Source organism: Blastococcus aggregatus, assembly GCF_900221005.1.
In the GTDB taxonomy this organism is placed as follows: Bacteria; Actinomycetota; Actinomycetes; order Mycobacteriales; family Geodermatophilaceae; genus Blastococcus; species Blastococcus aggregatus.
In genome coordinates this window covers 722,966-741,419 of sequence record NZ_OBQI01000003.1, presented here as the reverse complement: position 1 = coordinate 741,419, position 18,454 = coordinate 722,966, and the positions used below count along the sequence as shown (strand labels likewise).

At 70.2% G+C, this 18,454-nt stretch carries 21 protein-coding genes; 13 read left to right on the top strand and 8 right to left on the bottom strand.

Annotation, left to right across the window (positions count from 1 at the left end; genetic code table 11):
• Positions 1 to 233 precede the first annotated feature (233 nt).
• From CRP29_RS13315 to CRP29_RS13295, 5 genes are all read left to right on the top strand, one after another.
• A complete protein-coding gene (locus CRP29_RS13315; RefSeq protein WP_137160525.1) occupies positions 234 to 569 on the top strand; it encodes a hypothetical protein in 336 nt (111 codons plus the stop codon).
• Between the two features lie 787 nt (positions 570 to 1,356).
• A complete protein-coding gene (locus CRP29_RS13310; protein WP_097195480.1) occupies positions 1,357 to 1,989 on the top strand; it encodes a DUF305 domain-containing protein in 633 nt (210 codons plus the stop codon).
• On the top strand, positions 1,901 to 3,043 hold the full coding sequence (locus CRP29_RS23715) for a F510_1955 family glycosylhydrolase (protein WP_342745227.1): 1,143 nt from the start codon (positions 1,901 to 1,903) through the stop codon (positions 3,041 to 3,043). Before CRP29_RS13310 ends, CRP29_RS23715 begins: the two co-directional genes overlap by 89 nt.
• Positions 3,044 to 3,219: 176 nt before the next feature.
• The gene (locus tag CRP29_RS13300; protein WP_097195479.1) at positions 3,220 to 3,525 is read left to right on the top strand and encodes a metal-sensitive transcriptional regulator; all 306 of its coding nucleotides are present in this window, start codon (positions 3,220 to 3,222) and stop codon (positions 3,523 to 3,525) included.
• Positions 3,526 to 3,592: 67 nt separating this feature from the next.
• Complete coding sequence (locus tag CRP29_RS13295) at positions 3,593 to 3,859, top strand: heavy-metal-associated domain-containing protein (RefSeq protein WP_097195478.1); 267 nt, start codon at positions 3,593 to 3,595, stop codon at positions 3,857 to 3,859.
• Positions 3,860 to 3,977: 118 nt separating this feature from the next.
• On the opposite strand, the gene CRP29_RS22770 is transcribed toward CRP29_RS13295, so the two are convergent.
• On the bottom strand, positions 3,978 to 4,277 hold the full coding sequence (locus CRP29_RS22770; protein ID WP_176522908.1) for a hypothetical protein: 300 nt from the start codon (positions 4,275 to 4,277) through the stop codon (positions 3,978 to 3,980).
• Between the two features lie 42 nt (positions 4,278 to 4,319).
• Here CRP29_RS22770 and CRP29_RS13290 point away from each other — a divergent pair, with 42 nt between their 5' ends.
• From CRP29_RS13290 to CRP29_RS22765, 3 genes are all read left to right on the top strand, one after another.
• Complete coding sequence (locus CRP29_RS13290; protein ID WP_217991581.1) at positions 4,320 to 6,335, top strand: heavy metal translocating P-type ATPase; 2,016 nt, start codon at positions 4,320 to 4,322, stop codon at positions 6,333 to 6,335.
• 114 nt (positions 6,336 to 6,449) lie between these two features.
• A complete protein-coding gene (locus tag CRP29_RS13285; RefSeq protein ID WP_097195477.1) occupies positions 6,450 to 6,623 on the top strand; it encodes a CsbD family protein in 174 nt (57 codons plus the stop codon).
• A 253-nt stretch (positions 6,624 to 6,876) separates the two neighbouring features.
• Entirely contained in the window at positions 6,877 to 7,032 is a 156-nt protein-coding gene (locus CRP29_RS22765) for a hypothetical protein (protein ID WP_176522951.1), read from the top strand.
• A 63-nt stretch (positions 7,033 to 7,095) separates the two neighbouring features.
• On the opposite strand, the gene CRP29_RS13280 is transcribed toward CRP29_RS22765, so the two are convergent.
• From CRP29_RS13280 to CRP29_RS13265, 4 genes are all read right to left on the bottom strand, one after another.
• On the bottom strand, positions 7,096 to 7,503 hold the full coding sequence (locus tag CRP29_RS13280; protein ID WP_097195476.1) for a YkvA family protein: 408 nt from the start codon (positions 7,501 to 7,503) through the stop codon (positions 7,096 to 7,098).
• A 29-nt stretch (positions 7,504 to 7,532) separates the two neighbouring features.
• Entirely contained in the window at positions 7,533 to 8,480 is a 948-nt protein-coding gene (locus tag CRP29_RS13275; RefSeq protein WP_245852770.1) for a cation diffusion facilitator family transporter, read from the bottom strand.
• A gap of 215 nt (positions 8,481 to 8,695) precedes the next feature.
• Positions 8,696 to 9,100 carry an ArsR/SmtB family transcription factor gene (locus CRP29_RS13270; RefSeq protein ID WP_097195474.1) on the bottom strand — a complete coding sequence of 135 codons (405 nt, stop codon included), beginning with the start codon at positions 9,098 to 9,100 and terminating at the stop codon, positions 8,696 to 8,698.
• Between the two features lie 118 nt (positions 9,101 to 9,218).
• Positions 9,219 to 9,578 (bottom strand): ArsR/SmtB family transcription factor, encoded by a 360-nt coding sequence (locus CRP29_RS13265; RefSeq protein ID WP_097195580.1) that lies wholly within the window; start codon positions 9,576 to 9,578, stop codon positions 9,219 to 9,221.
• 179 nt (positions 9,579 to 9,757) lie between these two features.
• Between CRP29_RS13265 and CRP29_RS13260 the strand changes: the two genes are divergently transcribed.
• Positions 9,758 to 11,701: a heavy metal translocating P-type ATPase gene (locus tag CRP29_RS13260; protein WP_097195579.1), complete on the top strand. Its 1,944-nt coding sequence runs from the start codon at positions 9,758 to 9,760 to the stop codon at positions 11,699 to 11,701.
• Between the two features lie 181 nt (positions 11,702 to 11,882).
• Here CRP29_RS13260 and CRP29_RS13255 read toward each other — a convergent pair whose 3' ends face one another.
• Together CRP29_RS13255 and CRP29_RS13250 are read right to left on the bottom strand one after the other, a co-directional pair.
• Positions 11,883 to 13,244, bottom strand: a complete 1,362-nt coding sequence (locus tag CRP29_RS13255; RefSeq protein ID WP_097195473.1) for a sensor histidine kinase — start codon at positions 13,242 to 13,244, stop codon at positions 11,883 to 11,885.
• Positions 13,241 to 13,915: a response regulator transcription factor gene (locus CRP29_RS13250; RefSeq protein ID WP_097195472.1), complete on the bottom strand. Its 675-nt coding sequence runs from the start codon at positions 13,913 to 13,915 to the stop codon at positions 13,241 to 13,243. The genes CRP29_RS13255 and CRP29_RS13250 overlap by 4 nt, the downstream gene beginning before the upstream one ends.
• A gap of 91 nt (positions 13,916 to 14,006) precedes the next feature.
• Here CRP29_RS13250 and CRP29_RS13245 point away from each other — a divergent pair, with 91 nt between their 5' ends.
• From CRP29_RS13245 to CRP29_RS13230, 4 genes are all read left to right on the top strand, one after another.
• Positions 14,007 to 14,828, top strand: a complete 822-nt coding sequence (locus CRP29_RS13245; protein ID WP_097195471.1) for a COG4705 family protein — start codon at positions 14,007 to 14,009, stop codon at positions 14,826 to 14,828.
• Between the two features lie 210 nt (positions 14,829 to 15,038).
• Entirely contained in the window at positions 15,039 to 16,295 is a 1,257-nt protein-coding gene (locus CRP29_RS13240; RefSeq protein WP_176522950.1) for a ferredoxin reductase family protein, read from the top strand.
• Between the two features lie 7 nt (positions 16,296 to 16,302).
• Complete coding sequence (locus CRP29_RS13235) at positions 16,303 to 16,746, top strand: FMN-binding protein (RefSeq protein ID WP_097195469.1); 444 nt, start codon at positions 16,303 to 16,305, stop codon at positions 16,744 to 16,746.
• 83 nt (positions 16,747 to 16,829) lie between these two features.
• Positions 16,830 to 17,606 (top strand): FAD:protein FMN transferase, encoded by a 777-nt coding sequence (locus CRP29_RS13230; RefSeq protein ID WP_176522949.1) that lies wholly within the window; start codon positions 16,830 to 16,832, stop codon positions 17,604 to 17,606.
• Between the two features lie 208 nt (positions 17,607 to 17,814).
• On the opposite strand, the gene CRP29_RS13225 is transcribed toward CRP29_RS13230, so the two are convergent.
• Positions 17,815 to 18,195, bottom strand: a complete 381-nt coding sequence (locus CRP29_RS13225) for a response regulator (RefSeq protein ID WP_245852769.1) — start codon at positions 18,193 to 18,195, stop codon at positions 17,815 to 17,817.
• Between the last annotated feature and the right edge of the window lie 259 nt (positions 18,196 to 18,454).

The following is an 18,454-nucleotide window of genomic DNA, read 5'->3' as shown; positions in this document are numbered from 1 at the left end:
AGGATCGCGACGGGCAGCAAGACGTCGAGCCTCGCCGGTGACGCCCGCGAGCGCTCCGCCGTCGGCGACGGAGCGCAACTATTACCGCAGATGCATGAGGTGTGTCAGGTAGGAGGGGGTGGGGTGACGCCTGCTCCGGTCGTCGGGCGGTTGGGGTGACGCTCGCGTCGGAGCCGTGTCATGAGGCCGTGTGACGATCCGGCGGTCGATCAGCTGAACGAGCGGAGGAAGCGGTGGCCAGAACGGTGAGTCGGCAGGCGGCGGCGTTGACGAAGGCCCGGGAGCGACGACGGGCGCTGGACGCCGCCCGCGATGAACACGACCGTCGGGTCGAGGAGGCGACGGCGGACGCGCTGGTGGCCCTGGAGGCGCGAAGCGAGGCCGAGCAGGCCTTGGCGGCAGCGACGGCGGCGCTCGGCGAGACGCTGCGCTTGTTGCTCGCTGAGGACGTGCCCGCAGAGCGGGCGGCCGCCCTACTGGAGCTGGACACCGCCGAGGTTCGGCGGCTGACGAAGGCGACTGAACGGCTGGCGACCGCTCCGGCGGAACGAGTGGGACAGGGATTCTGAGTGGCGCAGAGGCAGCCAAAGTGACTCCGGTGGGCCGCCTGATGAGCGGTCGAGGACTCGCTCGCCGTGCCGCTACACGCCCGGTTCGCGGCCGGGCTGCCACCGAAGACCTTGCCCAGCGTGCCGGCGTGCGCTCGGGCCGACCGCATCCGATGTGACGGTCAGCGGAGTCGTGGCGGTTCGAAGCGGCGCAACCCGGAGGCGGCTGTCAGACCCTAAGCGGCCTAGTAGCCTGAGCCCAGTCGTTGGGGGGTGGTATGTCGGCGCGACGCATGTGGGCGCTGCTACTGCTCGCTGCTGTCTTCAGCATGCACGGGGTCCAGTGCATGGCGACCGACGTCGCCGGTCACGGGATGACCGAAGCAGGACCCGTCCCGTCTGCTCTGTCCGCGCAGGCGGCGGAAATCGACTCAGCTCTCGCCGCCGCACCTCACCTGTCGCCCGCGACGATGTCTGCTGCAATGACGATCGCCGTCGCCGCCGATCTCTCCGCGGACGGTTCTCCGCCCCACGGCTCGGCCTTGATGGCGGTCTGTCTGGCCGTGGTCCTCACCGGCGTGAGTGCGCTGGCTGCTGCAGCGCTGATCGGTCGAGCATCGACATCGAGCGTTCGCGCTCGGCTCCTTGTCCGTTGTGGCACACCGGGTGGTCGAGGGTCCCTCGACCACCGGACTTGTCCGCTCTCTGTCTTCTGCGGATCTAGGCCGAATGCTCTGACCCGACTCCGCCCATGGCTCAGTCGGGTCCTACGCGCACGCCTAAGACCTACAACCGCAGGAGAATTCTGATGACTCGCAAGACCGCACGACTCGTCCGCCTGGCCGGCGGACTCATGGCAGGAACCGTCGTTCTCGCCGGCTGCTCCGGTGGGAGCAGTGACACCAGCGCCGACAGCGGTGCCGAGCGCAGTGCCAGCGCCACCAGCTCCGCCAGCGCGACCACCTACAACGAGGCCGACGTCGCGTTCGTCCAGGGCATGCTCCCGCACCATGAGGGGGCCCTGCGCATGGCTCAGCTCGCCGATGGTCGGGCCGCGGACCCGAGGGTGATCGATCTGGCGGATCGCATCGAGGAGGCGCAGGGGCCGGAGATCGAGACGATGACCGGCTGGCTTCAGGAGTGGGGCGAGCCGCTGCCCGATGAGGACATGGGCGGCATGGATCACGGCTCCGGTGGCATGGACATGGAAGGGATGTCCGAGGAAGACATGACGGCGCTGGACTCTTCTTCCGGCGCCGAGTTCGATCGCATGTTCCTGGAGATGATGATTCCGCACCACCAGGGCGCGGTGGAGATGGCCGAGACGGAAATCGCCGAGGGTTCCGATCAGGATGCCGTCGAGATGGCTCGGGAGATCGTCGAGTCTCAGACGGCTGAGATCGAGGAGATGCAGACGCTGCTGGCCGAGTTGGACGGCTGACGCCGCGACGGGTGGCGCTGTTCCGGCTGCGGGACAGCGCCACTCGTCGACAGCTCTGCGCGCTCCAGGCCACCGGGCCGGAGCGCTCCCTCGCCGTCAGCCTCTCCGTCTCGAAGGACCACCCCATGCGCGCTGGCCTGCGTCGCCCAGCTACATCGGTTCATGCGTCTCGCCGTCTCGCGATGGCTCCCGTCCGTGGGATCGCGGGAGCGATTTCTGTGGCGGCCGCCTCCGCGCTGCTCGTCGCGGTTGCACCTCCTCGTCCGCGCAGTCGGAACCCGAGGCAGCTGGAGCAACGGTCGGCATGCTGCCGTCGAGCCACATCCACGGTGTCGCGATCGACCCAGCTGACGGACAACTGCTCCTGGCCACGCATGACGGGCTTTTCGAAGTGGGCGACGACGGAGAGTCGACCCATATTGGGCCGGTCATCGACCTGATGGGCTTCGCTGTCCGCGGACCGGGGCACTTCCTCGCCTCCGGGCATCCCGGACCGGACGTGGACCTGCCAGAGCCGGTCGGGCTGATCGAGTCGACGGACGGCGGCCGGACGTGGGAACCGCGATCCCGGCAGGGCGAGTCCGACTTCCATGCGTTGACGGTCAGCGACGCGGGGGTCCTCGGTTACGACGGCTCCCTCGTGCGTAGCGCCGACGGCGACGAGTGGGAGCAACTACTGATACCGGCAGCTCCGGCAATACTCGCCGCGGCCCCCGACGGGCGGACGATTCTCGCCACGACTGAACAGGGTCTCCTCACCTCCGTCGATGGCGGCAGCTCCTGGGTCCGGAACGACGGGGCGCCGCTCCTCCAGGTGGTCGACTGGGCTGACGACGGCTTGAACGTCGCGGGGGTGGACCCGTCCGGTTCGGTGTGGACGAGCTCGGACGGAGCCGTGACCTGGCAGGCGGGGCCCAGGCTGGGATCACCCCCGCAGGCAGTGGCGGCGACCTCCTCGGCGGGGGGCTCGCTGCGGATCGCCGTCGTCACGACCACGGCGCTGATGGAGTCGCACGACGGCGGACTCACGTTCGATGTCGTCCTGGGGGAGTGAGCCATGAAGGGGCGCCATGCGCCTTGCGCGTGGCCGGGCAGGCCCCCGGTTCCGTGCCGCCCGGATCCTGCTCGAGGAGGTGCTGAGAGGGCCTTGCGCTCTAACCCCCAGGGGGTATAGCGTCAGGCTTGCAGATACCGGTAGGGGGTATTTGCGAAGCGTGCAGGAGGACGACCATGGACCGCGCAGATGCCGGCAGTTCGCACGGCTACATCCAGCGCCAGGACGACTACCTCAAGCGCCTTCGCCGGATCGAAGGACAGGTTCGAGGCCTCCATCGCATGGTCGAGGAGGAGCAGTACTGCATCGACATCCTCACGCAGGTGTCGGCGACCACGAAGGCTCTCCAATCAGTCGCGCTCGGACTGCTCGAGGAGCACATGAGCCACTGCGTTGTGCGGGCGGCCGCAGCCGGCGGCGCCGAAGCCGACGAGAAGATCCGCGAGGCGACCGAGGCCATCGCCCGTCTGGTCCGCTCCTGAGACGGAACCACCCGAACCAGCACCCACGGCAATGCACGCCCACAAGGAATCGAAAGGACCACCCGAGATGAGCACCGCCACGTACAAGGTCGTCGGCATGACCTGCGGCCACTGCGTCAACTCCGTGACCGAAGAGGTCGGCCAGGTTCCCGGCGTCACCGACGTCAACGTCGACCTCGCCACCGGTGGACTCACCGTCAGCACGGTGGCCGATGTGGACGACGGTGCCGTGCGCGCTGCCGTCGAAGAGGCCGGCTATCAGGTGGCCGAGCCGGCCAACCTGCTCGCAGGGGCCAGTGGCCAGACGTCCGGGTGCGGCTGCGGCTGCAGCTGACAGTCTGCGCTCGGAAGGCGCGGTCGCGGGGCACCGCCAGGGTCGCCGGCGGAACCGCCACCGGCCGTCCCCCTGGAACCTCGGCAGCACCCCTAGCCGGATAGTCGGCACGGGGGGCTCATCGGATCGAAGACTCTCGACGCGAAGGTGCAAGGTCATGTCTGATCGCACGAGCCGTTCTGGTCACCAGCACTCGGGGCACGGGGATGAAGCCATGCCGGGAGTCGATCACGGATCCACCCACGGGCAGGGCATGCCGGACGCGGCCGACGCGGACGTCGTCGGTTCGGAAGTCGAGGATCCACTGAGCGCAGCGGCCGGGCACACCGGCGACGCTCACGGCGATATGCCTGCCGGGCACGAAGGCGGGCATGAAGGCGGGCACGGGGACCACGGCGACACAGGCGGTGGCGGGCACGGCGGGCACGGTGGACACGGCGGCGCCCACGACCACGTGGCGATGTTCCGGCGGTTGTTCTGGATCATGCTGGCGCTCGCGGTGCCGACGGTGCTGCTCAGCGACATGTTCGCCTCGATCGTCGGCTACTCCCTGCCCGACGTCCCCGGCCTGACGTGGGTCGCCCCGGTGCTGGGCACGGTGATGTACGTCTGGGGCGGGCGCCCGTTCCTCACCGGCGCCGTCGGGGAGATCCGGGCCCGCAAGCCCGGGATGATGCTGCTGATCGGCATGGCGATCACGGTGGCCTTCGTCGCGTCCTTGGGTGCCAGCCTGGGCGTGCTCTCCCACGAGCTGGACTTCTGGTGGGAACTCGCACTGCTGATCGTGATCATGTTGCTCGGGCACTGGCTCGAGATGCGCTCGTTGGCGCAGACCTCCTCCGCGCTGGACTCGCTGGCCGCGCTGTTGCCCGACGAGGCGGAGAAGGTCGAGGGCGACCGCGTCGTGACCGTCTCCCCGGCCGAGCTGGTCACCGGCGACGTGGTCGTCGTCCGGCCGGGCGGGCGCGTGCCGGCCGACGGCGAGGTCGTCGAGGGCACCGCCGACGTCGACGAGTCGATGATCACCGGCGAGTCGAAGCCGGTTCGTCGGGCTCCGGGCGACTCGGTGGTGGCCGGCACGGTGGCCACCGACACCGCGATCCGGGTGCGGGTCACCGCCGTGGGGGAGGACACCGCACTGGCGGGCATCCAGCGACTGGTCGCCGAGGCGCAGTCCTCCTCGACGCGTGCGCAACTGCTGGCGGACAAGGCTGCCGGATGGCTGTTCTGGTACGCCGTGGTGGCGGCGGTGATCACCGCGGTCGTCTGGTCGGCCTTCGGGGCTCCGGAGAGCGCGCTGGTCCGGGTCATCACCGTGCTGGTCATCGCCTGCCCGCACGCGCTGGGCCTGGCGATCCCCCTGGTCGTGTCCATCTCGACCGAGCGCGCCGCCAAGGGCGGTGTGCTGGTCAAGGACCGCGCGGCGCTGGAGCGGATGCGCACCATCGACACCGTGCTGTTCGACAAGACCGGGACGCTGACCAGGGGTGAGCCGGCGCTGAACCACATCGCCACCACCGGCGCCCCCGAGGACGAGGTGCTGGCACTGGCCGCCGCGGCGGAGGCCGACAGCGAGCACCCGCTGGCCCGGGCCATCGTCGCCGCAGCGCGGCACCGCGGGCTGAGCATCCAGTCGGCCACCGACTTCCGGGCGTCGGCCGCCGTCGGGGTGACCGCCACCGTCGACGGTCGCACCGTGGCCGTCGGCGGCCCGCACCTGCTGACCGAGCACCACCTGCCGTCGTTGCCCGCCGCGGAGCCGTGGGTCGAGGCCGGGGCGACCGTGCTGCACGTCCTCGTCGAGGGAAGTGTCGTCGGGGCGCTGGCGCTGGCCGACGAGATCCGTGAGGAGTCCCGGGAGGCGGTCGACGCCCTGCACCGCCTCGGCGTCGAGGTCGTGATGATCACCGGGGACGCCGAGCCGGTCGCCCGGTCCGTGGCCGCCGAGTTGGGCATCGACCAGGTGTTCGCCGGCGTGCGGCCGGAGAACAAGAGCGAGAAGGTCGCCGCGCTGCAGCACCAGGGTCGTGCGGTCGCCATGGTCGGCGACGGCGTCAACGACGCTCCCGCCCTGGCGCAGGCCGACGTCGGCATCGCGATCGGCGCCGGCACCGACGTCGCGATCGCCTCCGCTGGGGTCATCCTGGCGTCCGACGATCCCCGTTCGGTGCTCTCGGTGATCCAGCTGTCCCGGGCCGGCTACCGGAAGATGCAGCAGAACCTGTGGTGGGCGGCCGGCTACAACCTCGCTGCCGTTCCGCTGGCCGCAGGCGTGCTCGCCCCGGTCGGTTTCGTCCTCCCGATGGAGGTCGGCGCGATCCTCATGTCGCTGTCCACCGTCGTCGTCGCCCTCAACGCCCAACTGCTGCGGCGCCTCGACCTGAGCCCCGCGGCGAGCGTGGCCGCGGCCGGGACGGGTGGGTCGCCGCGCCGGGAGGCGGCTGCCAAGGAGCCGGCCGCACTCGGAGGTCGCTGATCTGTTTCTTGCAGTGGCCTACTCATCCAGGGCCCCATCGGGACTTCTTTACGCCCGCATGACGATCCGGGGCATGCGGGTTGGCGGCCCCGCCCCCCGGGGTACGCATTGCCCATGAGTGGAATGGACAAGGCGAAGAACAAGATCGAGGAGCTCGGCGGTCAGGGTAAGGAGGCTGCCGGAAAGGCCACCGACGACAAGGACCTGAAGGCTGAAGGCGAAGCGGATCAGGCGAGCGGAAACCTGAAGCAGGCCGGCGAGAAGGTCAAGGACGTCTTCAAGTCCTAGTCCGTGGTGGCCAGCGGCGCCGCGGCCTGTCGGGGGTGCCGTCTTTTGGAGGACGGCGGTCCGTCGTGCTCGACTTCTCTGGGCAGGATGCCCGGCTGTAGGCGGCTCCCGAGGTTCGCGGCCGCGTCGTCGCGTGACCTCGTGGCGCACCGAGGGACTCTCGCGTGACGATCCGGTCAAGATCACGGGGAGATGTGAGTGACGCGGCGAACGCGAGCATCAGCTCCAGAACTACTCCGAAAGGAAGATCAACATGCTCGGCTTCATCGCGCTACTCCTCGTCATCTGGCTGGCCGTCGCGATCATCGGCGCTGTGGTTGAGGGTTTCCTCTGGCTACTTGTCGTCGGCGTCGTTCTGTTCGTGGCCACCGCTGCCTTCGGCTGGGTCAAGCGGCGCACCTCCGTGTGATCCCCGCCCTAGTCTGCGGCGGGCACCCGGCCCGATTCCGCTGGCAATAGGTGAGGCGATGCTTCACATGGGCAGTCGGGTGGCCCGACGCAGGGCGGCCAGGCCGCCAGGCGTGCCAGGCCAGTTCCGGATGAGCGCGTCCGGGCCCGCTCGCCGGACGACAGAGCGAAGCACCATTGCTACGACAATCGCGTCATCGGCGTAGCCGAGCACCGGGATGAAGTCCGGTACGAGGTCTATCGGTAGGGCCAAGTAGCCCAGCAGCAGCCAGAGCCGTATCCGGACTCCGCGCGGCAGGCCGGCGTCGCTGGCCAACCGGCGTAGCAGTCGCAGGACGTCGGGGAGCAACCGCAGCAACTCGCGCAGCCGCCGGTCCTCCGGGCGGGTGGACCACAGGACGGCGACGAGGACCAGCCAGCACAGCACCAGGCCGCCCAGACCTCCGATCAACGCCCATGCCCAACCTGGCATCCCCGACTCCCCTCAGCCCCTCCGCGCGGTCAGGTGCCTGGGGCGCCGGCGACCGTTGGAGACGCCCGATGGTGGGCCAGCGCCGCGTGGTGATCCTGTCCGCCGTGGTCGAGCGGGCTGACGTGCACGGTGGCGTCGACCAGGCGGGGAACGTCGTGCAGCAGTCGGTGGTGGACGTCGACGGCGATCGCGTGGCCCTCGACGACGCCGATCGCCGGATCGACGAGCACGGCGGCTTCGGCCCGGATGCGATGCCCGGTCCAGCGCAGGCGCAGGCGCTCGATGCCCAGCACCCCGGGGGTGGCGGTGATGCTGGTCTCGGCGGCGTCGACGAGCTCGGGCTCGACGGCGTCCATCAGTCGCCGGTAAATCTCGGTCGCCGCGCCCTTGAGCACGAACAGGATCGCCACGGTGATGCCGAGGCCGACGAGTGGGTCGGCCAAGGGGAACCCAGCGAGAACACCCAGGGCGCCGAGCACGACGGCGAGCGAGGTGAATCCGTCGGTGCGGGCGTGCAGGCCATCGGCGACCAGCGCCGCGGAGCCGATCTTCCGGCCGACGCGGATCCGGTAAAGCGCGACGAGTTCGTTGCCGGCGGCGCCGATGAGGCCGGCCGCGATGACGACGCCGACGTTGCTGATCGGCTGCGGGTCGAGCAGTCGCCGGACGGACTCGTAGCCGGCAACCACAGCGGACACGGCGATCATGACGACGATGAAGACGCCGGCGAGGTCTTCCGCGCGGTCGTAGCCGTAGGTGTAGCGGCGAGAGGCCGCGCGACGACCGAGGACGAAAGCGATCCACAACGGGACGGCGGTCAGCGCGTCGGAGAAGTTGTGGATCGTGTCGGCCAACAGGGCCACCGACCCGGTGAAGAACACGACGACCGCCTGGGCCAGCGCGGTGACCAGTAGTGCGACCAAGCTGATCTTCAGCGCACGCACACCCTCCTTGCTGGCCTCCAGCGCGGAGTCCACCGAGTCAGCCGAGTCGTGGCTGTGCGGCCGGAAGACCGTCCGGAGCAGTCCCTTCAGTCCTCGCGGGTGGTCATGTCCATGCGAATCGTGCCCGTGCCCGTCGCCGTGGCCGTGGTCGTGGTCGTGGGACGCGTGGCCCGGCAGGTCGTCGTGGTCGTGCCCGGAGGGGCGGCCCCGCTCGGGTTCGTGAGCGTGACTGGGCTGGCTGGGAGAAATCATGGCGTGTCCACCCCGGTTGCGGAGCTCGGCTGCGGGAGGACGGTGACGCCTGCGTCGGCACGGTGGTGCTCGGGGATTCCGGTGCTCGCGTGTTCGGCGTTGTCGAGCGCATCGGTGACGAGCCGCGCGATGTGCTCGTTCTCCAGGCGGTAGTGGATCTGCGTGCCTTCCCGACGGGTGCGCACCAGTCGGCTCATGCGGAGTTTTGCCAGATGCTGGGAGACCGACGCCGGGAGCTTCCCGACCTCGGCGGCCAGCTCGTTGACCGACAACTCCCGGTCGATGAGTGCCCAGAGGAGCTGGATGCGTGTGGCGTCGGCCAGCATGCGGAAGACCTCGACGGCGAGATCGACCTGGTCGTCCGGGAGCGGACTACGTAAAGACCGATTACCTGCATCCATACGCGGATAGTAGACGACGCATCCCGCCGGAGTTGCTGACGCAAGGGCGGTAGGCCGAAGGCTGATTCCCGTGGACGCTCGGTCGGTAGGTCGCCGGTCTGCGTGTCGCAGGCGGAGGTCAGTCCGCGTCCGTCTGCCGGTCGGGGGCGCCCAGGCGGAGGTGCTCGGCGTGGTACACCGCCTCGTCCAAGAGTTGGGCGACGTGGTCGTCATAGAGGGCGTAGGAAATGTTGCGGCCCTCGCGTCGACTGTCGACCAGCCCCAGGTGGCGCAGCAGGCGCAGCTGCTGGGAGACCGCCGACTGCTCCATGCCGACGGCGGCAGTGAGCTCACTGACCGTCGCCGGACCTTCTCGCAGTCGGCTCAGGATGAGCAGTCGACTTGGAGTGGCCAGCGCCTGCAGCGTCTCCGCCACCGTCTTTGCCGCTGCCAGGTCCAGGCGAGCGGCTCGTCCGCGGCCATCAACCTCGTGCCCCATGGAGCCACTGTAGAGCCGACGCATGAACACCTGTTCATCTGTGCCTACAGTGGGACGAACTCATCCCTCTGACCCCGGGAGCTCCGGTGTCCTCCACCCTGTCCAGCCCGCCCCGGGATGTGGCTCGCGCGACCCCCGCAGGCCGGAACTCGCGCGCACAGCTGTGGGGTGTGCTGTCCATGGCCGAGGTGCGCTGGGCCGCCGCGGCGGCGGCGTTGTTCGCACTCGGTGGAGCGTTCCAGCTCGCCGGGGCGCCTCCGGTCGTCTGGTGGACCTTGTACCTGGCCTGCTACGTCACCGGAGGCTGGGAGCCCGCGTTGGCCGGGCTGCGGGCGCTGCGGGAGAAGACACTCGACGTCGACCTGCTGATGATCGTCGCCGCGCTGGCCGCCGCCGCGATCGGGCAGGTGTTCGACGGGGCGCTGCTGATCGTCATCTTCGCCACGTCGGGCGCGCTGGAGGCATTCGTGACCCGGCGGACCGCCGATTCGGTGCGTGCGCTGCTCGACCTGGCGCCGGAGCGGGCCACCCGGCTGGACGGCGCAGACTGCGAGGAGATCGTGGACACCGCCGAGCTCGCCGTCGGTGACGTGGTCCTGGTCCGTCCCGGCGAGCGGGTCGGTGCCGACGGCGAAGTGCTCGAGGGTGTCAGCGAGGTCGACCAGGCATCCATCACCGGCGAGCCGCTGCCGGTCCTCAAGGAGTCAGGCGACCGGGTCTTCGCCGGCACCCTCAACGGAACCGGGGCCCTGCGGATCCGCGTCGACCGGGCCGCTGCGGACTCCGTGGTCGCCCGGATCGTCACCATGGTCGAGGAGGCGTCGGCGACCAAGGCCCGGACCCAGCTGTTCATCGAGAAGGTCGAGCAGCGCTACTCGGTGGGCATCGTCGTCGCGACCCTGGCGCTGGTCGGTATCCCGCTGGCGGCCGGGGCCGCGTTCGAGCCGACCCTTCTGCGGGCGATGACGTTCATGATCGTCGCCTCTCCCTGCGCGGTGGTCCTGGCCACCATGCCGCCGCTCCTGTCGGCGATCGCCAACGCAGGCCGCCATGGGTTGCTGGTCAAGTCCGCGGTGGTGATGGAGAAGTTCCGCGAGATCACGATCGTCGCCTTCGACAAGACCGGCACCCTCACGGAGGGGACGCCGCGGGTCGCCGAGATCCGGCTCCTGCCCGGAACAGGCCTCGACGCCGACGAGCTGCTGGCTCTGGCTGCCGCGGCCGAGCGCCCGAGTGAGCACCCGCTGGCCCGCGCGGTGGTGGCTGCCGCAGCCGAGCGCCGGCTCGAGCTGGCCCACGCCCAGGAGTTCTCGTCCGCGCCTGGACGCGGCGTCACCGCCACCGTGGACCGCCAGGTCGTCCGGGTCGGTTCCCCGGCGCTGCTGCGGGATTCGCCGGCTCCCGGCGGGGGAGGGGACCCGGCGTGGGCGACCGTCACCGAGCTGGAGGCGGCCGGACGCACCGCCGTCGTCGTACTCGTCGACGACCGGGCGGTCGGGGTCCTCGGTCTGGCCGACCGGCTTCGGCCCGACGCGCAGGCGACCGTCCGGGCGCTGACCGCGTTGACCGGCGCCACGCCGGTGCTCCTCACCGGCGACAACCCGGGCGCCGCTCGCCGGCTGGCCGAGGAGGTCGGGATCACCGATGTTCGCGCCGGGTTGCTTCCGGCCGACAAGGTGGCCGAGGTCCAGGCGCTGCAGGCGGCCGGGCACCGGGTCCTGCTCGTGGGTGACGGCGTCAACGACGCCCCGGCCATGGCCACGGCCGACCTCGGCGTGGCGATGGGTCGCCACGGCTCGGACCTCGCCCTGGAGACCGCCGACGCCATCGTCGTCCGCGACGAGCTGGCCATCCTGCCGAAGATCATCGATCTGTCCGGCCGGGCGCACCGCGTGGTCAAGGCCAACCTGATCATTGCCGCAACCGTCATCACGGTCCTGGTCACGTGGGACCTCCTGTGGCTCCTTCCGCTGCCACTCGGTGTCGCCGGACATGAGGGCTCCACCGTGCTCGTCGGCCTCAATGGACTTCGCCTCCTGCCTGCCGCAGCGTGGCGGCGGGCCGGGCGCGATGCGGCTGCTACGCCTCTGACAACGCAGCCGGTGCTGGACGGGCGGACGTGATGGCCCACCGCAAGCGCGTCAGCTGCTGTCGCTCGACCCCGCGCTGCGTCGGCTGCCCGGTCCTGCGGCTGCGAGCCGACCGTCGGCGCCAGACGCCGTCGGGAACGACCGCGCGCAGCATTGGGCCACCGTCCGCGAAGGGTTCTAGGGCTGAGGAACGGTGACTCCTGGCACGGCCGGGTTAGCCCGGTGGAAAAGTCAGCCTGACCTGGCCGCCCGACGCGGAGGCCGTCGCCTGGGCCGTGCCCCCGGCGGCAACCACAAGCCGTCGGACGAGCGCGAGCCCGAGTCCGGCGCCCGGGTGACCATCTCCAGCATCACCGCGGAACCCCGGTTCGAAGGCCCGCTCGGCGATCTCTTCGGTCATCCCGGGACCGTCGTCGATCACGGTGACGGCGATCCGACCCTGCTCGCGTGAACCGTGGATGGTCACCTGAGTTCGGGCGTACCGGATGGCGTTGTCGACCACCGGTGCCAGTGCGCGTTCGAGTACGTCGCCGTCGACACCCACGATGAGACCGGCCGGGCAGTCGACGACGACCGGCGTCCCGTCGCCCAGCCTGTCGAGTTCTGTGAGCCGGACGAGGATCTCATCGAGCCGGGACCGCGCGTCGTCCAGTGAGTTCATACTCCGCGCGGCCGTCATCATGGTGTCCAAGATCGACCGCATCGACCGCGTCGACCGGTCGATCGCGAGGTGGGCGGTCTGGAGCGCCGTGGCATCGCGCGGCTGCGCGATGAGAAGGTCGACCTCTGCCTGAATTCGGGCCAACGGCGTGCGCAGTTCGTGGGAAAGTTCTTCCGAGAATCGCTGCTCGTGGCGAATGACCGCGGCGAGCCGATCCAGAAGCTGATCGAGAGTCTCGGCCAGTTCGGCGAGCTCGGCCGGGCGTGGTTCAGATCCGAACCGGCGCTCTACGTCTTCGGCGCTCCATCGTCCGGCCTGCACGCTCATCTGCTGGACCGGTCGCAGCGCACGAGTCACGTTGGCGCGCAGCACGACGTGCACGATCACCATCAGTACGACCGCTACCCCGACGCTGCCCAGCAGGGCGAGCCGCTGCACCTGGTCGTAGGGGGACATGGACGAGCTAGTGACCACGGCGGCCACCTGCTGACCGTTCTCGATCACCGGCAGGCACAACAGGCGCAATGACTCCCCGGCCTCCAGGTCCCGGGTCCCGGCACAGGCTCGGGAAAGGCCGGCGGCCTCCGCATCGAGCGCTGGGCTGCTGCCCGGCGGGCGTTCCACGATCGAGCCGTCGCCGGTGAAGATCCACGTGCCGACGTCCAGGGCCCGATCGTCCCGGGTCTCCAACACCGACACCTTGCCGTCGACGGCGACCTCGACGGTGAGGGCGGTGGCCTCCGCCCTGGCGCGAAGAACATCGTCGGCCTGGGCGGCGAGCCCTCGAGCGAGCAGGATGTTGGCGCCCACGGCGAGCAGTACCACCCACAGCGCCACCACGAGGGAGGCCGACCAGGCCAGTCGGCTGCGCAGGCTGGTGCGCCCGGACGGGCGCAGCCACCCCAGCCACGTCATACGAACGTGTATCCCACGCCGTGTGCGGTCTGGATCGAGCGACCCTCACCCGCAGCGTCGACCTTCCGGCGCAGCCGCGCGACGTACTGATCCAAGGTGTTGTCCGCGACGCGGGCGCCGTCCGGCCAGCCGGCGGCCAGTAGCTCCCGCCGGCGAACGACCTCGCCCGGGCGGCCCATCAACGCCGCCAGCACGCGGAACTCCGTGGGGGTCAGTCGCTGTGTGCCGGCCGGCCCCAGCAACGCATGGGAGACCGGGTCCAGGGACAACCCGCCCGCGCCGGTCGTCGCCGGTGCGGACCGTCGCAGCGCGACCCGTAGGCGAGCCACCAGCTCGCTGACGTGGAACGGCTTGGCCAGGTAGTCGTCGGCGCCAGCGGCGAAGCCCGACAGCACGTCGTGCAACTGGTCCCGCGCGGTTAGGAAGAGCACCGGGCTCGTCACCCCCCGTGCCCGCAGGGCCTGGCAGACGTCCCGGCCGTCAGAATCGGGCAGTCCGATGTCGAGCACGACGGCGTCGAAGGGCTGCCGCTGCACCGCGGCCAGAGCCCCAGCCCCGTCGCCAGCCGTCACCACGGTCAGCCCATGCTCACGAAGGCCACGAGCCACCAGGTCGCGGAGCTGAAGGTCGTCCTCCACGACGAGGACACAGACCTGGCCGGCGACGGGCACGACGCCATGATGGCCCTACTGCTTCCGATGGCCTCGAATTGTGGGGTAGCTGTTCAGGTCGTGTGCAGGAGCGCGGCGCGACGCTGCGCCCATGGACACCACCCGAGCTTCCTCTCAGACAGCACGCACGCTGCTCAACAAGGTCCCCGAGGTCACCATCTGGTTCTGGGTGATCAAAATCCTCGCGACGACGGTGGGGGAGACCGCAGCCGACTATCTCAACGTCACGCTCGGCTTCGGCCTGACCGGAACGACCGTCGTCGTCGGCGCGGTCTTCCTCGTCGTGCTGGGATACCAGTTTCGTGCCCCGCGCTACGTGCCCCCGCTGTACTGGGCGACCGTTGTCCTGATCAGCGTCGTCGGCACGCTGATCACCGACAACCTCACCGACAACCTCGGGGTGCCGCTGGAGGTCACCACGGCGGCGTTCGCTGTCGCGCTCGCTGCCGTCTTCGCCGCCTGGTACTCGGTGGAGAAGACGCTGTCGATCCACAGTGTCGTCACCCGTCGACGCGAGGCCTTCTACTGGCTGGCCATCCTGGTCACCTTCGCGCTCGGCACCGCTGCCGGTGACCTGGTCGCCGAGCGGCTGGGTGTCGGATTCTGGTTGTCAGCGCTGCTGTTCGCCGTCCTGATCGGGGCCGTCGCGGCCAGCCACCTGGTGTTCAGGGCGAACGCCGTCCTTGCCTTCTGGATCGCCTACGTGCTCACCCGGCCTCTGGGCGCCTCGCTGGGTGACGGCTTCTCCCAGCCGACGGCTGACGGCGGCCTGGGGATGGGGACGACGCTGACCAGCGTGGTGTTCCTCGCCGCCATTCTGGCGGTTGTGTCGTATCTGGCTGTGAGCAAGCGTGACCAGCTCCCCCCGGTGGACGTGGACGAACTGGCAGTCGAGTCCGGCCGGCGCCGCTGACCCGGGTTGTTCTCAGCGGATCCTCAGCGTCGCGTGCACACCATGTCGTCACCACCGGGCCCCAGACGGTTCTCCTAGGAGCAGGGCATGGCAGCAGCGACCGTATCTGCCGGACCCCGGATCACAGTCGTGTCCGGTGGGAGTCCAGCGGGCCTGCGGCAATGGCCCGCTGGACTTCTTCTTCTCCTCTGGGGCGCGAACCTGGGCGCCGTGGCCGCGCTAGGGGTGGCCCGGCTGCCGGTCGACCTGCAGCTCCCCGGCGGCCTGGCCACCTGGGCAGGGCGGATGACCGGGCTTCTCGCCGAGGTGCTGGTCCTCGGCATGGTGCTGCTCGCTGCCCGTATCCCGTGGCTGGAGAAGGGAGTCGGCCAGGACCGCTTGCTGCGCTGGCACCGGAGGCTCGCACCGACCGCCCTGGTGGCGCTCGTCGCCCATCCGCTGCTGCTGGCCCTTGGCTACGGCCGCGGTCTCGGGGGCTGGTGGCCGGCGTTGTTGTCGCTGGGCAGCACGACGCTGGACGCGGTCGCCGGAACAGCGCTGTTCCTGGTCGCTGCGCTCACCTCGGTCCGCTTCGTCCGTCGTCGCCTGCCTTACGAGGGGTGGCACCTGCTGCACCTGATGACCTACGCGGCCGTGTTGCTCGCCTTCGCTCACCAGCTCTCGGCCGGGTCGACCGTCCTGCAGGGCGCGCTGGTGCGCGGGTGGTGGACCGCTCAGCTCGTTCTTGTGCTCACCGCGGCCACCGTCTTCCGGGCCGGGCTGCCGGTGCTGCGATCGGCGCGGCATGGCCTGCGCGTCACAGGGGTGCGTCGGGAGAGCCGCGATGTCGTCACTGTCACCGTGGCCGGCCGCGACTTGGGCCGCCTGACCGCCCGCGGGGGACAGTTCCTCGTCTGGCGGTTCGTGGACACCAGGCACTGGTGGCGCGCGCATCCCTTCAGCCTGTCCGCGGCCCCGACGGGCAAGCAGCTCCGGCTCACCGCGCGCGAGATCGGCGACGGCACACGCGCTCTCGCCCGGCTCCGGCCCGGCACCCGCGTGCTGGTCGAAGGCCCATACGGCGTCCTCACCGCCGCCGCCCGGACCCGGGACCGCGTGCTGCTGATCGGTGCCGGTCTCGGCATCGCGCCGATCCGCGCGCTGCTGGAGGACCTGCCCCCGTATGTCGATGCCGTCGTGGTCAACCGCGCCTCCACGCCCGTGGACGCGGTGCACCAGGGCGAACTCAATGCCTTGGCTGACTCGCGGCCCGCGACGACGGTGCACCTGGTAACCGGGTCCCGCAGTGCCGCCGATGACCCGGCCGGCCCGCTCGGCGCCTGGCAGCTCCGGGCACTCGTGCCCGACTTGGCCACCCGTGACGTCTACCTCTGCGGGCCCCCCGGCTTGACCGCCCAACTGCTCAGCACGCTGCGGCAGCTCGGCGTCCCCGCGGGCCAGATCCACGCCGAATCCTTCTCCCTGTGAGGAACTCATGATCCGACCTCTCGTCCTGACCATCACCGGCGCCGCGATCGGGCTGGCCGCCGTGCTCCCTCTGGCCCGCACCCAGATCGAAGCCGTCACCGCCGACGTCGGTGTCCAGGTCAGCCCCGTACCCGGCCAGAGCGGTAGCGCCTCCGGCTCGACCCAGGTGACCGCGACCGGCCCGACCATCGGTACCCGCTACGGGCCGGTCCAGGTGAAGGTCACGGTGACCGGCACCAAGCTCACAGCCGCCACCGCCGTACAGCTACCAGACGGCGACGGCGAGTCCCGGCAAATCAGCGCGGCAGCCGGTCCCCGCCTGGACGCCGCCGCCGTGGCCGCGCAGGACGCCGGCATCGACACGGTGTCCGGCGCCTCCTACACCAGCGCCGGGTACCGGCGCAGCCTTCAGGCGGCGCTGGACATGGCCCGCTCGGCGGCGACCCCGTGACCGGGAGGGCCGTCAAGCTCGGTCCCGCCTTTCCCGGCACTGTCACCGGACGGATGCACGTTGAAGCGGTCATGGGGACCGCGGTGACCATCGACATCCGCGATTCCCGGATCACCAAGTCGGTCCTGGACCGTGCGCTGTGCGCCGCGGTCCGTGTCCTCTACGAGGCGGACCGCACCTTCTCCACCTACGACCCCGGCAGCTGCGTCAGTCTCCTCAGGCGGGGAGAGGTCACAGCCGAGCAGTGCCCTGAGGTGGTCAGCAGGGTGCTGGACCTGTGTGCCACGGCGTGGAAGCACTCCGATGGGTGGTTCGACCCCTGGGCCATGCCAGGCGGCCTGGACCCGACCGGACTGGTCAAGGGTTGGGCTGGGCATCGTGCCCTACGCACCCTGGTCGATCACGGGGTTCGCCACGCCGTCGTCAACGCCGGCGGGGACCTCGTCGTGACCGGGAACGCTTCGGGGCGTGTCGACGGCTCCGGCTGGCGCATCGGCGTCATCGACCCTCAGAATCCGGGCCGCGTACTGGAGACGATCTCCGCCACCGACGTGGGCGTTGCCACCTCGGGCGCGTACGAACGCGGGCCACTCGGCTTCGACCCTCACGCCCAGCGCCCCGCCCAGCGTCTCGCGTCCGCCACGGTGATCGCCCTGGATCTGGCCCTCGCCGACGCGTACGCGACCGCCGCCGTGGCCCAGGGGCCGGCCGCCCTGGGCTGGTTGGCGCCACTGCCTGGTGTCCGCGCCGTGCTCGTTACGCATGACGGAACCGTGTTTCGCACCCGCCCGGTCGAGGGGCAGAGCGGTCGACCCGGTCCACCGCTCCGGGTCAGCCCCGCCGTCGTCAGGAGCCGGTGACGGTCGTCAGCAAACCCCTTAGCCAGGACGGCAGATAACGGCTGAACCGACGCAAGCTCATGACTGTCGTGGTCCAGGTGACGAGAGACGTCAGCGGACTCAGCAACCCGATTCTGACTGTCATTCACCAGTCCGGTGGTCCGGTGGTCCGCGTCACCGCCACGCCGAAAGGCAACAGTTCGGTCAGGACTGCGAAGCGTCCAGGGCGTTACGCGGAGCCCGGCCAGGCAGACCCGCCGGAGTGGACGCGTTGGACCGCGCGGATCAAATCGGTCCCGCGGCATCCTTTGGCCAGGAAGCCGGTCGCGCCTGCGGCACGCGCGGCCTGGACGACGCTGTACCGGACGTCTCCACTGAACATGAGCACCGTGAGACCGGGGTGTCGCTCCGTCAGCAGCCGCGTTGCCTCCAGCCCGGACATGGCAGGCATGGTCACATCCATCAGAACGACGTTCGGTCGCAGCTGCTCGACCAGGTCGAGGGCCTCACGTCCATCGGTTGCCTGACCGACGACGGACATGCCATCCACGGTGTTGAGCAGTTCGGACACCGCCGTACGAACGAGAAGGTGGTCGTCGGCGACCAGCACGCGTATGGACGGTTTCACGGGTGATTCGCCCCTTCCGAGTCGGCTGCTTGGCGATCCTCCGCGCGGCCGCTGAGCGGAAGCTGAGAGGGCCCTGCTCGGGGTCGATCGCCGAGAAATGTCCTCAGCGCCTCCTCAGCGAACGTCCGACACGGTGGGCTCCGTCATCGGCACATGTCGCGATCGCGAGGAGGTGCCGCCCATGAACGCAAAGTCGAACGGTCGGGTGCGGGCATGACCGGTGTGGAGAGCATCGTGCCGG